Here is a 15,266-nt window from a genome sequence, read left to right on the forward strand (position 1 = left end):
TGGAAGGCCAATCCTATTTTAATTGTTGATCCCGCTTACGCGGACATACTTGTCCAGGCCAAAAAAATATGCGAGGCCCCGCGGCCTGAGCGGATAAAAAGAAGAAAGTCAACAGTTTGTGCTGACATCACCAGGAATTGATTGGAATATCAGTAGAAAGAAGACCTGACAAGTCGGAAGAAGACTTGTTAGGTCAGGTCGTTGAATTTTTTAGTCAGGCCCTATGGAGAAGTCAGGAAATGCGGGGACGCAGAATAATCATTGCGTCATTGCGACTTTGCGCGGGCTTGGTTATGCAGGCTTTATTCTGTTGAGGTCCGTGGCACGCGTCTGAAGACGCGCGCTAACACAAGAAATTGCGGGTTCGCAAAACATTCTTTGCGTCATTGCAGCTTACCCCGGTATGGCGGAGGCTTTGCGCGGGGCAGCAGTTGCTCCGATTGCAATCGAAGCCACAATCATGACAATCTTCAGTTGCCTGCCTTCACCACCACCTTGACCGATTCCACGATTTTCATGGCAGTGGTGAGGGTTTCCAGGTCATTGTAAAGCTTTCCGTCGGCACCGGCATGGTGGCTGCGCCCGATTGGTTGCATGGGGTATTCCCCGGGCACACCCGCCGTCACTTCTGCGGCATAGACGATGGCGGGTTGCGAAGAGGTCTTGTACTCCCTGTCATCGGGAAATTTATTGTTGGTCCAGTAGCGGTTCCAGTCCCAGCTCTGGTTGATCTCCATCAGCACCCGGAATTTTCCGCTCATAGGCTTGTCAGTCCTTGTTTCGAGGGTGAAATTTGCTTTGGGGGTGGCACCCGAATAAGCATCCGGAACCTCAAAGCCCGGACGGGGCATAAAGTTGCCCTTGTCGTTCATCACATTCCGCTTATGCGCCCAGTAAGGCAGGGCAGCGGGACGCTGTATCTCACCGGCCTTCCACCTGCCGGTGGATTTGTCACCGTAAGCGAAAACCCCTTTGGCAATGGATGCAGCCACGAATAATGTCTGAATGTAATTGCCATCTATATCCTCGATCCAAACCGCCATCAACGGATGGTTATGCTCAGGTCCTTTGACAAACTCCAGGTTCAGGGCATTGCCCTGCCCGTTAATATTGGTCTGAAAAGTCAGGTGCTCCACCGCTTTTGCCTTTTTGCGCTTCTGAAAACCATCGCCCCCCGGGACAAAGGCTATCAGGGCAACCGCAGAAGCAACAAGTACCAGCGTGATCAGGGTGTTGTTTATGTTTTTCATATCACTCATCTCCGTTCAGGTTAAAATTCCACAATAATTCCCACTGTCGGCAGCAAACGGCCTGCCAGATTCACCACCTCCTTGATCTGGTAGCGCGAAGGATCGGCCGGATCGATAAGGTCATTACCAAGACCATCGGTCACCGTGGTAAGGTTGGGCGCCCCTTCCTGCTGAAAGTTATAGGCATTCTGGATGTCCACATAAAAATTAAACGACCACTTATCGAAAAAGTATTGCTTATCCACCCTGACATCCAGCTGATGGGCGTTTTCCGTCCTCAGGGTGTTGAAACGGCTGAAGTCGAGATATCCCTGCCGGCGGGCATCCCAGGCCTCGCGCAGCGAAGAACGGTCCAGGTCCCAGGGGGTAAAAGGGCTTCCGCCGATAAACCTCCATTTGGCTCCCAGATTCCAGTTTTTCCCAAGATCTATTCCCAGGGTGGTGTTCAGGAGGTGCCGGTTATCCCAGGCTGAGGGAATAAATTTATCGTTAAAATCCTTAAACTCACTTCTTACAAACGTATAGGAGACAATCAGGTCTACCCGGTCCATCAGCCGGTCGCGCAGATAAACCTCAAAACCGTAAGCCCTTCCTGTTCCGGTCGAGGTCACCTCTTCGTTGCCGAATACCCCGAAATCACCACCCTTGTTGGCCAGGGATATGGAGTCAACCACCGATACCGGATAATCATTGTAATGTTTGTAAAAACCCTCCAGGGTTAGTTTCGCCGTTTCATTCCGTCGGTATTCCACTCCAGCCACTACATGGTTCGAAGCAATGTATTTCAGGTTGTTATCCTTGTTTACGAGCCTGCCCGCATTGTCGCGGTAACCCAGGGTGGTATAGGCCGGCCGCTGGAAATAACGGCCGGTATTGAAATTCAGGAAGAATTTATCGGTAAGCGCCCATGCCGCCGAAAACCTCGGGGATAACTGGTTTAAAGGATTTGACATATTCTCCGAATAGGAATTGCCGTCGGTACGCATGCCCAGCGACAGGATCAGGCGGTCGTTTGCGAAGTTCCGGCTCACCTGGGCAAAAGCATGGTATTTAAACATGTCAATTTCCGATCCATACCTGATCTCGCGGAGCGTATCCTCGGCAAGGGGAATAAAAACCTGCTGAAAGGTGTTGGTGGTATAGCGGGCATACTCTCCGCCCCCGCCGGCAATAATCTTGTAGCCGTTGATCCGTGATGAATTCTCGTAACGGAATTTGTTCTCCATTTCCTGGGAGGTATAGTCAATGGAAAGCGGCAGGCTTTCATCGTTGTTGATGTGCTTGTAGGCCACATTGCTGAGCATATTGCGGCTGAGCACCCAGGTATCGAAGGAGTTAGTCCTGAAATGCCTGTACACAGCGCCTATGGCATAATTCCACTGTTCATTCACCGGAAGGTAGTTGAGGATATAACGCTGATCTTCGGTGGGATCCTTAATCCCGGTATTCAGCACCGATTTATCAATGGCGCCGATACCCAGAAAGGTAAGTTCGTTCTTCTGGTCGAAACGGGTTTTCACCTTAAACTGAAAGTCGTTATAGGTAGGCAGAAACGGCAGGCCGATCAGGTCGAACAGAAACTGCAGGTAAGAGCGGCGGGCTGACACCAGAAAGGTGGTGTTCTCGCTCAGGGGACCGTTGAGGGTAAGCGCCAGGTCGGAAGCGCCGACAGCGCCCTTGAAGATCAGCCGCTCGGGGTTCCCGTCGATCTGCCGCATTTCAATCACCGAACTCAGGGTATTTCCGCGGTTGGCCGGAAAAGCGCCGGAATAGAAGTCCACTTCACGGATAAAATCCACATTGATGATGCCCACCGGACCGCCGGCGGATCCCTGTGTGGCGAAGTGGTTGAGGTTGGGAATCTCCATACCGTCGAGATAGAAACGGTTTTCACTGGGTCCGCCGCCGCGCACAATGATGTCGTTGCGGAACGAAACGGTGGAAGCCACCCCCGGCAAAGCCTGTATCACCTTACTGATGTCCCGGTTGGCGCCCGGACTCTTTTCAATCTCACCGATGCCCAGCGTGCGCATGGAAACCGGGCTTTCCTCGGTCTTCCGGAATGGCGAGGCCTTCACCACTACCTGTTCCAGCTGAATGGCTGTCTCACGCATCGGGATATCCACAAACACCGTCTTGGCATTGGTCACCTGAAACTCTTCACTGATGTAGGATTCAAATCCAACGGAAGTAGCCGCCAGTTTCACAAAACCGGGCTGAATCCCGGTAAAAATAAAGTTTCCGTCAAGGTCGGAAGTGGACCCTATGTTGGTGCCGAATATCACGATATTGGTAAACGGAAGGGGCTCATTGCTCTTTTCATTGAAAACACGGCCCCTGATCGTTCCGTTCTGCGCCGTCGCAGCAAAGGAAAACAATACAATCAGCAAGGGTAAAAATAATTTCTTCATCCGGGTATTGAAAAAGTTTGTTTAATATATCTGACTGATTCCATAAACATAAATAAACAAGATTGGTTCACCAATTTTCGAAAACATGAAAACTAATTATCCCTGTAAGCAGCGGCGATGATCTCCGCGTTGAATTCCGGGCCGTTCATTCCATCCAGCCACCTGATTTTCAGGCCTTTTTTTTCCATCCTTCTGAACCAGGTCATCTGCCGCTTGGCAAACTGGTGAATAGCGGTGTTCAGGCTGCTGAACATCTCGTCATAACTGATTTCTCCTGTCAGGTGCATGGTCAGGTACCTGTATTCCAGCCCGTAATACCTGAGGTCTTCAGGAGACACCCCGCTGTTTAATAATTGACTGACTTCATTCAACATCCCCGCCTCCAGTCTGGCTTTAAGCCGTGCCGTAATCCTTTCGCGGATCAGCACCCGGGGCATGCTGATGCCGAAGATCAGCTGTCTGTTGGCCTTAACAATCCTCTGCGGAAAATCATGATCCCTGTCGTTATCCGCCATGGCTACTTCTATGGCCCTGATCAGCCGTCCGCGGTCGGTGAGGTCGGTGGTATTGTGCAGATCCGAAAGTCCCTGAAGCATCTGCGCCAGGGCTTCATCGCTCATGCCGGCGGCCTTCTCCCTGAACACGGGGTCTTCGGGCGCTTCGGCCAGGCTGTACAGGCCGAGGGCCGTTTCGAGGTACATTCCACTGCCCCCGCAAACCACCACCGGGCGGCTTCGTTGGGTGATCTCCCGCACCGCCCTGTCGAAATCCCTGCTGTAATCATAGATACTGTAGCGGCTGCCGGCATCGGCAATATCGATCAGATGGGCGGGCACCCGCCCCCCTTCCACCACATAATCCTCCATATCCTTGCCGCTGCCGAGGTCCATACCCCGGTATACCTGCCGTGAGTCGGCCGAGATTACTTCAGCCCCCAGCGCACTGGCGGCCAGGGCCGCAACCCGCGTTTTGCCCGTCGCGGTGGGGCCAAGGATAAAAATCATGCGTTCAGCGTTCATGCCAGTTGTATTTGCTGCTGCAATTTACGCTCTTTTGCGGCAAGTGCGTTGCGGATGGCATCCAGTTCCTGTACCGTGCATTCGTCAAACCGCCGCAACACGGGCAAGCCGGTTCTTTCGGCATCGGTAAATACCTCTGATGCAAGCAGCGCGGATAACTTCTCTTCGTCCGTAAGGGGATAGTTTTCATTGTCAGCCTTCAGGAACTGCAGTATCCGCAGGCCGTCGAGCCGCTGCATACAGGCCCTGGTAAAGGCTTCCGCCGAAGTCGAGTTGGCGCGTAAGGGTTCCCGGAAAGAGCCGCCATCGCTCAGCTGCAAAAGAAAATCATCCAGGGGAACCGGTAAATCACGCTTATAAAGCTCCGGAAACAGTGCATAAGTGGCGGCAATCCTGCCGAAACTCTCCATGGCGTAAACCGGATAGCTGTCCCAACGGCCCTCCCTGCCGCGGATCATGGCGGGACCGGTGCCAAAATAAACCCTGTCGGAGAAGCGGGCCGCAGGGTAAATTTCCACTTCACTGCCGATAATCACCGGACCGGCCTTGCGGAGTTTCTGGATAAAATAGAAGTCCTCCCCGCTCATTTTGGGCGTGAGTCCGCCCACCTTCCGGTAAACGGCCGCCGTGCAGGCCATGCCCGATCCTATGGCCGAAAAACAATAGGGATTCCGGATGATCATCATATTGATGGCATAATTCCGCATATAAAGCTCGTAGCGCAATATGCAGCGGTCGGCGGTTTCATCGCCGGTAAGCCGGTGATAATAGGGGGCCGAAAACCCCATGGCTCCGGGATGACGTCGCAGCGCCTGCACCACCGAAGCGAAATAGCCCGGCAGGTATCGGGTATCGGCGTCCATACTCAGGATCACATCCCCATCCCCGGCCATCCCGGCAGCGGCATCCATGGCCGTTTTCCTGGCCCAGCCCACCCCGTGTCGGCGACCGATCCACCCCTTGCCCCGGCTGCTGCGATCGATCACCATGATGCGCGCATCCCCCAGGCCAGCCAGATATTCCATGGTGAGGGCGTTATCGCGGCAGACGGCGGCCTTATCTTCCAGTTCGTGCCAATGTTCAGGCTGATTGACACACACCAGCAGCATCCAGTCCGGATAATCCTGCGCCCGGATATCAGCGATCAGCTGCCGGATATTCTCCGATTCGTTCAGCACCGGCAGGGTGGCGTAAACTTTCGGCCGGGGTTGCTTGTTAGTATAAACAGATGTCGTTTTTTGCATATTTCCGGTCACGGCAGGGATCTGAAAATTGCAAAAGTAAAGAACCTTTCTATGGAATTGAATGAAGTACTGGAGAAACTGCCCCGCCACCTGCTGGGCCTGGTGATTGATCAGCCTTATCATTCCTATACCGCGCAGGATCACGCGGTGTGGCGCTACGTGATGCGGCAGAACGTGCGTTTCCTGAGCCGGCACGCGCATGGCTCTTACACCGAAGGCCTCCGGAAAACCGGGATCAGCATCGACACCATCCCCCATATGTACGGCATGAACCGCATCCTGAAGGAGATCGGCTGGGCGGCCGTGGCGGTCGACGGATTTATCCCTCCGGCGGCGTTTATGGAATTCCAGGCTTACAATGTGCTGGTGATCGCCGCCGATATACGCCCCTCCGACCAGATCGCCTACACCCCGGCGCCCGATATCATCCACGAAGCGGCCGGCCATGCCCCCATCATCGCCGACCCCGAATATGCCGCATACCTCCGGTTTTTCGGAGAGATCGGCGCCAAAGCCTTCTCCTCGGCCCGCGATTATGAATTGTACGAAGCCATCCGCCACCTTTCCATCCTGAAAGCGGATCCCTATACCCCTGCCCGAAAAATTGAACAGGCGGAAGCCCGCCTGGCCCTGCTCGAACAAAATATGGGCGAACCCAGCGAGATGGCGCTGATCCGCAACCTGCACTGGTGGACCGTGGAGTACGGGCTGATCGGCGATACGGAAAACTTTAAGATTTACGGGGCAGGGCTGCTCTCTTCCATTGGCGAAAGCATGAACTGCCTGAAACCCCGGGTGAAGAAACTCCCCTATTCCATTGATGCCGCCGGTATCAGCTTCGACATCACCACCCAGCAGCCACAGTTGTTTGTCACCCCTGATTTTAACCACCTGAACACCGTGCTCAATCAGTTTGCCGACGGCATGGCCCTGCGCAGGGGCGGCGCCTATGCGCTCACCAAAGCGGAAGCCTCGGGGAATACCGCCACCGTGGAGCTCAGCTCCGGCCTGCAGATCAGCGGCACCTTCAGCGGCTCCGTTATCCGCGACAACGAAGTTATATACCTGAAAACAACAGGGCCGACAAGCCTCTGCCATCAGAATAAAGAATTTGAGGGGCAGGGTAAAGCCAGCCACCCCCACGGCTTTGGCAGCCCGGCAGGCAGGCTTGCCGGCGGACTGAAACCCGAAACCATGGACGAAGGGGCGCTGGCCGACGCCGGCATTATCCCCGGCAAACGGGTAAGCCTTACATTTGAAAGCGGCGTAAAGGCGGAAGGCATGCTTGAATATATCATCAGGCGGAACGGGCGCACCCTGATCCTGGGCTTCTCCGGCTGCACCGTTACCCTCGGACAGGAAACCCTGTTCAGGCCGGAATGGGGCATGTATGATATGGCCGTGGGTGAATCCGTTACCTCGGCCTGGCCCGGACCGGCCGATCCGGAAGCTTTCGGCTACCTGTTTGAAGCCCCGGCCGAACGCACCCATAAAATTGAACATACCCCCGAAGCCCTGGCCCTGCACCGGCTCTACCAGCAGGTAAGGGACAAGCGCGAAAACAAGGCTTTGACTTTCGATGCCGCAGCCCTGGCCGGGGAGCTGCTCAACCGTTACCCCGGCGAATGGCTGCTGATGACCGAACTGCTGGAACTGCTGAGCGAAACCGCCTCCGAACCGGAAGTGCAGCTGCAACTCCGCCACCACCTGCGCACCCTGGCGGATAAGGATGAAGAACTTGCCCGTCTGACCGGGGATGCTGCCCTGCTTATGCAGTAGTGCAGCGGATTCCCGTGAAATGTAAGTTTACAACCTTTACAACTGCTCCGTTTTACTTAATTTTGGGCCTGCTTCCCTGAACCCGCGGAAGCAAACTTATGTACTTATCATTGAGCAGGTATGACAAGGCCAAGGGTAAAAGTCTGCTGCATCGGCAGCATTGAAGAGGCGAAAGCAGCCATGGATGCGGGGGCTTCCGCATTGGGTCTGGTGGGACAGATGCCCAGCGGACCGGGGGTGATCGGCGATGAACTGATCCACCGCATTGCCGGCGCGGTGCCGCCGCCGGTCTCCACCTTTCTGCTGACCAGTGAAACCAGTGCCACGGATATTATCAGGCATTACAAAAAAGTTTACACCTCCGTTATTCAGCTGGTTGACAAACCGGAAGCAGGCGCTTACGAGGCGCTTCGCCGCGAACTGCCCTATGTAAAGCTGGTGCAGGTGATCCATGTAAGCGACCACAACTCACTAAACGAGGCCACAGAAGCTGCCGCTTTTGTGGATGCCCTGCTGCTCGACAGCGGCAATCCCGGCCTGCCGGTAAAGGTGCTGGGCGGCACCGGCCGCACCCACAACTGGGAGATCAGCCGCGAAATCACCCGCTCGGTCACCGTACCCGTTTTTCTGGCCGGCGGACTCCACAGCGGCAATGTAAAACAGGCCATAGAAGCGGTGCAGCCCTACGGCCTCGACCTCTGCAGCGGGGTAAGGACCAACGGGAAACTGGATGCCGTAAAGCTAAAGGCGTTTTTTGAGGCCATTGACATCTAAACAGCTAACAATACCATTGCCCGGTGCAGGATTCCGAAAAATTTCCTGACGGCCACACCAGAGCCCGGGATGGAATGCTTAAACGGCAGTGCAAAAAATATTCAAAATTCCATTGAATATTCTTGACATATGGGTTTCCTTTGTAACTTTCGGGGGTAATAAGCACCCTGCAATATAGATAAAGATATGGAAATGGAAGCGGGGGCAAATGATTGTAATTGCGTGTAATTAATTAAATGACTAGTTTGTGGAGGATATTTTCGAGTTATGGCACATTATAGAAAGACAGAGCTAAATGACAAACATTCGATTTAGAAAAGAAAAAATATCAATTCAGAATATCGGTCGACAGAGATTTTGGACTGGAATTGTTGCAGGACTGATTTCAGCAATTTCAATTTCATTGTTTTTCAATCATTCAAGAGAAACGCTTAGACTATTGACAAGTATGTCCGCGGACTTGCTGATTTTAAAAGAAAATGAACTTCTATTTTTTAACTATTTCTTCTCTTTCCTTTCAACTGTGCTGGGACTTTCAATCACAATTTGGATTTGGATGCTGAACAAGAACCATAATCGGAGAAAAGACAGAATTTATAAACAGCTTTCAATTACCAATGCACTTTTAATTTTTTGGGTCATTCTGATGATAATATCGCGGTTTGGCTCAATCCTACCAATTGTATTATTCGGAACCCCCGGTTTCGACAATCATTTACACCTTTATGAAGAATACTGGATACTTTTCGTGTTAATGCCAATTGTGGTATTTATGCAAAGTTGGTTTACTGTTAAACTTGTTTACCAAGCAGGAAGATGGATTTTTCTATCGTTCCTTTTTTGCATACTGACAGCATTTACACTTCAATTAACAACTACAGTTAATCAAGAAAAACTCAATTCAGCATACCACCAAAGATTTGAAAAAGACTACAACTATATTGACCAAGAAATAAGAATTGCTAAGGTAAAATATGGGGTAGACTTTGATGAACAGACCATTGAGATTTTGAAAAAACAGATTACTGAAAGTTCTGTGGAACAAATTGCAATGGTAAAAAAAGCATTTTCAAGTGACAGACCTGTCTCAATGGACACAATAATCCTTCAAAAGATAATTGTCAGAAACTTTAAAGAAGGCGGTTGGTATTATTACAGAAGGAACTCAATAGAAAATTGGCGATATGCACTTCCTAACGATATTTTGAAGCAACTTGACTATTTTGAAAGAAGCTCAAACGAGACAAAAGAACTTTTCGAGATTTTAAGAGAAATGATTGAATTAGTGAATACACCAGAAATACATTGGGATAAATATCAAAATTTCACACAAACGGAAAGACGTAGAAGTTTGGGAGCAAGATATAATATTCCTGACACATTAATTGAACAGTTGATAGAAGTTCGGACAAGACTATTAGAAGACGACCGATATTCTGACTTTTCAAAGGATTTAAAAGTGATAAAAGACAGATAATGAAAAGAATAACGTGCCATAACAGCACTTACCCAAAAGTTGCGGTTCAATGGTTAAATCAAGCTTTGGGCTTCTATAAAAGTTTATGCCTGGTTGACTGTGAAGTGCTCTGTAATCCCCAACGATTTCATACCTCCCCCCGTTATGCTCCATACTCAAAGTCCAGAATGATTCAATACTCTGATATTATATTATAAGTTTCGATAGTGTAAGGGTGTATATCCTGTAACTTCTTTGAATGTTTTATTAAAATAGGATATGTTTCCAAAGCCAGATTCAAAACAAATTTCATTTATTGGTTTTGCCGTGTTCCGAAGCAATTGACAAGCCTGGTTAATTCTGAGTTCTCTTACGCTTTCTAAAAGTGTTTTTCTCGTTACATTTTTGAAATACCGGCAAAAAGCATTGGGAGACATATTGGCAATTCCTGCTACTGTTTTCAGAGAAATATCATGCTGATAATTTTGAATCAGGTAGCTGAAAACATTCTGAAAGCGCTCTTTATCAGCTGATAATTTATTGTGCCACGTGAGTGGTTGATCAATAAGTTTTGTTTCTTCTGAATTTGAAATCAGGTCAAGAATTTCAATCAAAATCAGTATTCTGTGCAATTTATCGGCGGTTAAGCATTGATTTATTTTTGAGATTATTTTAGGCTTTGTTTCACCCTGAATAATAATGCCGGCTTCCGATTTTAATATTAATTCCTGAATTTTCTTTAGTTCAGGCAACATCAGGAAGGCATCGCCTGCAAAATTGGAGCGAAACTGAATGACTACTGCTTGTGCATTATCAGTCGATGATTCATTCATGCTTTGCCAACAGTGAGGAATATTTGCACCCAACAAAACCAAATCGCCGGGTTCATAATCAGAAATATTAATACCCACAAACCGTTTTCCCGAACTATTTCGAATCCAAGTGAGCTCTATTTCCGGATGGAAGTGATAAGGCCCATCAAAGCGGTTTAAATTTAATTCGACAACTGAAAAAGAGTTTTCAATCCCTGTTGTTATTTGTTCAAATGATGGTTTCATTTTGCCATAATTAACAATATAGCTTTAGTATTCTTAATTAATTGGTAATATTACACAATTTTCTGCTAATTTAGACAATGACAAACTTTTCAGAGTTCCTGAAATTTGTTTTCAATAATTCATCCGCGTAATGAAGAAATATCTCATTATTTTATTTTCGGCTTTTTCTTTATTGATAAATGCACAAAGCAATTCCCGGTATGTAAATGTTTTCATAGGAACTGACGGAACAGGACACACTTTTCCGGGACCTTCCATGCCATTTGGTATGGTGCAACCCGGACCCGACAACCGGGATTTTGGCTGGAATTATACCAGCGGTTATCAGTTTAAAGATACTGTATTGATGGGGTTTTCACAAACCCGGTTTAATGGAACAGGAATAAACGAAATGGGGGATGTTCTGCTACTTCCTATCAATCCGAAAAAAGAAAAATTAAAAAATTCCTACTTTAAAAACACAGAAACCGGGAAAGTAGGATACTATTCTTTAGTCAAGAAAGACGATGTAAAAGTTGAACTCACCTGTTCGGAAAGAGTGGCTTTTCATCAATATACTTTTCCCGGTAATGAAGCTCAGGTTTTGGTGGATTTGCAGCACGGTTTGCGTTTTGTTTTTGATGAAATTAATCAAAAAGCATTGGTCGTTGAAAGCGATGTAAATGTTGAAAATAACAATACCATTTCAGGATATTGCTCCACTCAAAATTGGGTGAATAGAAAATACTTTTTTACAATAACTTTTGACCAATCTTTTGTAAAATCAACGCTTCTTGCCAATAAAGAAAACGAAAAAGCCCCGACATACCTGCTTAATTTTTTACTTGCAAAGAATAGACGTTTAAAGGTTAAAATTGCATTGTCTTCTGTTTCAATAGATGGTGCAAAACTGAATATGCAAAGCGAAATTCCGCATTGGGATTTTGAGAAATTGTGTCAAGACAATCTTAAAGCCTGGGAAGAATATTTGAGCAGAATCAGCATTGAAGCACCAAAGAAACAAAAAGAAATATTCTATACTTCAATGTATCATTTATTTTTACAACCCTCCAATATTGCCGATGTTGACGGGAAATACCGTGGTGTTGACGATAAAATTGCTATAGCGCCCAACAAAGAATACTATTCAACGCTTTCTATCTGGGACATATATCGTGGTGCGTTTCCTCTCCTGCAAATTTTAGCTCCGGAGAAAATTAATGGTATTGTTCAAACGATGCTTATCCATCACAAAGCCAAAGGTTTTTTGCCGATTTGGACAGCATGGGGTCAGGACAATTATTGTATGATTGGCAATCATTCCATTCCAATGATATTGTCTGCTTATCAAAATGGGTTTAAATGTTTTGATGCCAGTGAAGCATTAAATGCAATGGTAGAAACTTCAACCATTTCGCATATTAATTCCGATTGGGAGTTGTATAATCAATATGGTTATTATCCTTTCGATAAATTGGATAACGAAGCTGTTTCCAGAACATTGGAAAGTGGTTATGATGATTGGTGTGTTGCTGAAATGGCAAAAAAATTAAACCAAACCGATGTACTGAATACTTTCAAAAAAAGAGCCAAGTATTACCAAAATATTTATGATAAAGAAACTTCATTTTTCAGAGGAAAAGACAGCAAAGGAAATTGGCGAAAACCTTTCAACCCATTAATGGCAACCTCTCCAATGAACAACCCCGGTGATTACACAGAAGCCAATGCTTGGCAATATTTTTGGACACCAACCCAATATGATATTGAAGGAATAACAGAGCTTTTGGGTGGGACAGAAAATTTTACCAAAAAATTGAATGCGTTTTTTACCACTGAAGCCATAAATCCTGATAAGTTTTTGGGGCAGGAAGCCATGATTGGGCAATATGCCCATGGCAACGAACCAAGCCATCACATTATCTATTTATATGCTTACAGCAACGAACCCACATCCGGACAAAAATATATTCATCAAGTAATCAATGAATTTCATAACAATACTCCTGATGGTATGATTGGCAATGATGATTGCGGCCAAATGAGCGCCTGGTATATACTTTCAACACTGGGATTTTATCCCATCAATCCTGCAAATGGCGAGTTTGTTCTGGGGAGCCCACAATTGAAAAAAGCCACCATTCATCTACCTCAAAACAAAAGATTTACCATTGAAGCCAAAGACTTTTCTGAACAAGCCATTTTTAATGAAGCTCGTTTTTTGAATGGAAATATAATCAATGATCCATTTATAACTTACCAAGATATTATGAATGGTGGCAACATAACCTTCAAAATGACAACCAAATGAGAACTGCAATACTATCTTTTTTACTTCTTAGCTTCATGCAACTGATTGCTCAACAAACAGCAGAAAAATTCAATTCTTTTCCTTTCGGAAGTATTAAGCCCGGAGGTTGGCTCAAAGCACAAATGCAAGAAGATATGAACGGTTTTGTGGGAAACCTCGACAGAATTGTTCCTGAACTAATTAACGACCCTATTTATGCATCAGGAAGATTGGGGAAAAATAGCAAGGCTAAAGACCTGGGAAATCTGAAAGAAGGTGATGCCGCCGGCGACGAACAATACAAATGGTGGAACAGCGAAACGCAATCAAACTGGAGGGATGGTTATCTGCGAAATATTATATTATTAAATGATGAAGTGGATATTGACAAAGTAAAGAACTATGTTGAACGCATTTTAGCTACACAGGATGAAGATGGATATTTAGGCATTTATGATAAAGAGATACGATACAAGTTCAATTCTGAAAATGGCGAACTCTGGTCAAAAGCAACTTTGTACCGGGGCCTGCTGGCATATTACGAATATACAAAAGACGAACAAGTTTTTATGGCTGTTGAAAGAGCCGTTGCAAATGTTATGGAAAATTATCCCATCAATGTTTCAAGCCCATTTAGTTCCGGAACTTCATTCAATGGTGGTGTTTCACATGGTTTAACTTTTACCGATGTATTGGAAAGAATGTATTATCTTACTCAAAATAAAAAGTACAGAGATTATGCTCTGTTTCTCTATCATGATTTTTCAAACACTTATCAATCGGAAGCCGATGCTCAATTAAAAAATATTTTGAATCCGGATTATAAACTTAAATCACATGGTGTACACACTTTTGAACACTTAAGAGCTTTAATTATTGCAAAATATGCCTCCAATGACAAACAACTGGATGATGCGTTAAAAATCTATTTGGAAAGAATTAAAAACGCAACCACCATAAGTGGAGGTGCTATTGGTGATGAATGGATTAGCGAACGGAATGCTGATGAAACGAATACAGGTTATGAGTATTGTTCGTTACAGGAATTATTGGACAGCTATTGTTTGTTATTTCAAAAATCCGGTAAAGCTGAAATAGGTGATGCAATAGAGAACATTTTTTATAATGCAGCACAAGGTGCAAGAAATCCATATCATTCATGCATTGCCTATTTAAAAACTGACAATTCATATGAAATGTTGGGTACAAAAAATGGTGAGATTGAGCCGGGCAGAAAACAAACAAGATATAAATACTCGCCCGCTCATCAGGATGTTGCTGTTTGTTGTAATCCGAATGCAGGTAGGATTTCACCTTATTTTGTTCAAAATTCCTGGATGAAAGAAAACGAAAAAACTTTGGTTGCAACGTTATTAATGCCGAATATTCTGGAAACCACTCTCAATGGAAATAAAATAGAAATTGAAAATATAACACAATATCCTCACGAAAATGATTTTAGATTTAAAATAATACAAGCAAACCGATCAAAATTTACACTTAAAATCAGGAAACCTGTCTGGGTAAAAAAGATAAAAACGAATGAAAAATACACAATTGAAAATGATTATATTGTAATTGAAAGAGATTTTTCCCAAAATGATTATGTGGATATTTCATTTGAAACAGACATTCAAATAAAAACAGCTAATACGGGTTTTCATTATTTTACCTATGGTGCTTTGCTTTATTCTTTGCCAATTGAAGCAAAGGAAATCGACGGGAAAAATTATATAGACAATCTGGCTGATTTTACATATGAACCTGTGGAGCCAGTAAAATATTTATTCAAAGAGGGCGTAAAAATTAATTATAAAAATGGAAAAATACAGACAAAATTAATTAATCAAAATACAGGAAAGTTAGAAAAAGCAGAACTATTACCAATAGGGAAAACCATTTTGCGACAGACATCTTTCATGTAACAAAGCATTTTTATTGACTATATTTGATTGTTTAATAAACTATTTGCAACAACCCGGCAAGTTCTTGATTTATTGATTTTA

The 15,266-nt window shown here is 45.9% G+C and carries 10 protein-coding genes; 5 read left to right on the plus strand and 5 right to left on the minus strand.

The features are described 5' to 3' along the window. Window positions 1–470: 470 nt before the first annotated feature. The 4 genes from TBC1_RS05625 to TBC1_RS05640 all read right to left on the minus strand — a co-directional run bounded on the left by TBC1_RS05625 (window position 471) and on the right by TBC1_RS05640 (window position 5,924). Complete coding sequence (locus tag TBC1_RS05625) at window positions 471–1,259, minus strand: hypothetical protein (protein ID WP_062039634.1); 789 nt, start codon at window positions 1,257–1,259, stop codon at window positions 471–473. 11 nt (window positions 1,260–1,270) lie between these two features. Further along, the gene (locus TBC1_RS05630; RefSeq protein WP_062039636.1) at window positions 1,271–3,661 is read right to left on the minus strand and encodes a TonB-dependent receptor; all 2,391 of its coding nucleotides are present in this window, start codon (window positions 3,659–3,661) and stop codon (window positions 1,271–1,273) included. Between the two features lie 92 nt (window positions 3,662–3,753). Continuing rightward, window positions 3,754–4,680, minus strand: coding sequence for a tRNA (adenosine(37)-N6)-dimethylallyltransferase MiaA (gene miaA / locus TBC1_RS05635; protein WP_062039638.1), 927 nt, complete (start codon window positions 4,678–4,680; stop codon window positions 3,754–3,756). Next, complete coding sequence (locus tag TBC1_RS05640; protein WP_062039640.1) at window positions 4,677–5,924, minus strand: glycosyltransferase family 2 protein; 1,248 nt, start codon at window positions 5,922–5,924, stop codon at window positions 4,677–4,679. The genes miaA and TBC1_RS05640 overlap by 4 nt, the downstream gene beginning before the upstream one ends. A 51-nt stretch (window positions 5,925–5,975) precedes the next feature. Here TBC1_RS05640 and TBC1_RS05645 point away from each other — a divergent pair, with 51 nt between their 5' ends. The 3 genes from TBC1_RS05645 to TBC1_RS05655 all read left to right on the plus strand — a co-directional run bounded on the left by TBC1_RS05645 (window position 5,976) and on the right by TBC1_RS05655 (window position 9,954). Further along, on the plus strand, window positions 5,976–7,703 hold the full coding sequence (locus TBC1_RS05645; protein WP_062042812.1) for an aromatic amino acid hydroxylase: 1,728 nt from the start codon (window positions 5,976–5,978) through the stop codon (window positions 7,701–7,703). A gap of 120 nt (window positions 7,704–7,823) precedes the next feature. Beyond that, complete coding sequence (locus TBC1_RS05650; RefSeq protein ID WP_062039642.1) at window positions 7,824–8,477, plus strand: phosphoribosylanthranilate isomerase; 654 nt, start codon at window positions 7,824–7,826, stop codon at window positions 8,475–8,477. A gap of 295 nt (window positions 8,478–8,772) precedes the next feature. Further along, window positions 8,773–9,954, plus strand: coding sequence for a hypothetical protein (locus tag TBC1_RS05655; RefSeq protein WP_137305465.1), 1,182 nt, complete (start codon window positions 8,773–8,775; stop codon window positions 9,952–9,954). Between the two features lie 191 nt (window positions 9,955–10,145). Here TBC1_RS05655 and TBC1_RS05660 read toward each other — a convergent pair whose 3' ends face one another. Further along, window positions 10,146–10,991 (minus strand): AraC family transcriptional regulator, encoded by an 846-nt coding sequence (locus TBC1_RS05660; protein ID WP_062039646.1) that lies wholly within the window; start codon window positions 10,989–10,991, stop codon window positions 10,146–10,148. Window positions 10,992–11,121: 130 nt separating this feature from the next. Between TBC1_RS05660 and TBC1_RS05665 the strand changes: the two genes are divergently transcribed. Beyond that, complete coding sequence (locus tag TBC1_RS05665) at window positions 11,122–13,281, plus strand: GH92 family glycosyl hydrolase (protein ID WP_062039648.1); 2,160 nt, start codon at window positions 11,122–11,124, stop codon at window positions 13,279–13,281. Continuing rightward, on the plus strand, window positions 13,278–15,185 hold the full coding sequence (locus tag TBC1_RS05670) for a beta-L-arabinofuranosidase domain-containing protein (RefSeq protein WP_082189495.1): 1,908 nt from the start codon (window positions 13,278–13,280) through the stop codon (window positions 15,183–15,185). The genes TBC1_RS05665 and TBC1_RS05670 overlap by 4 nt, the downstream gene beginning before the upstream one ends. The last annotated feature ends 81 nt before the right edge of the window (window positions 15,186–15,266 follow it).

Source organism: Lentimicrobium saccharophilum (genome assembly GCF_001192835.1).
Taxonomy (GTDB): Bacteria; Bacteroidota; Bacteroidia; order Bacteroidales; family Lentimicrobiaceae; genus Lentimicrobium; species Lentimicrobium saccharophilum.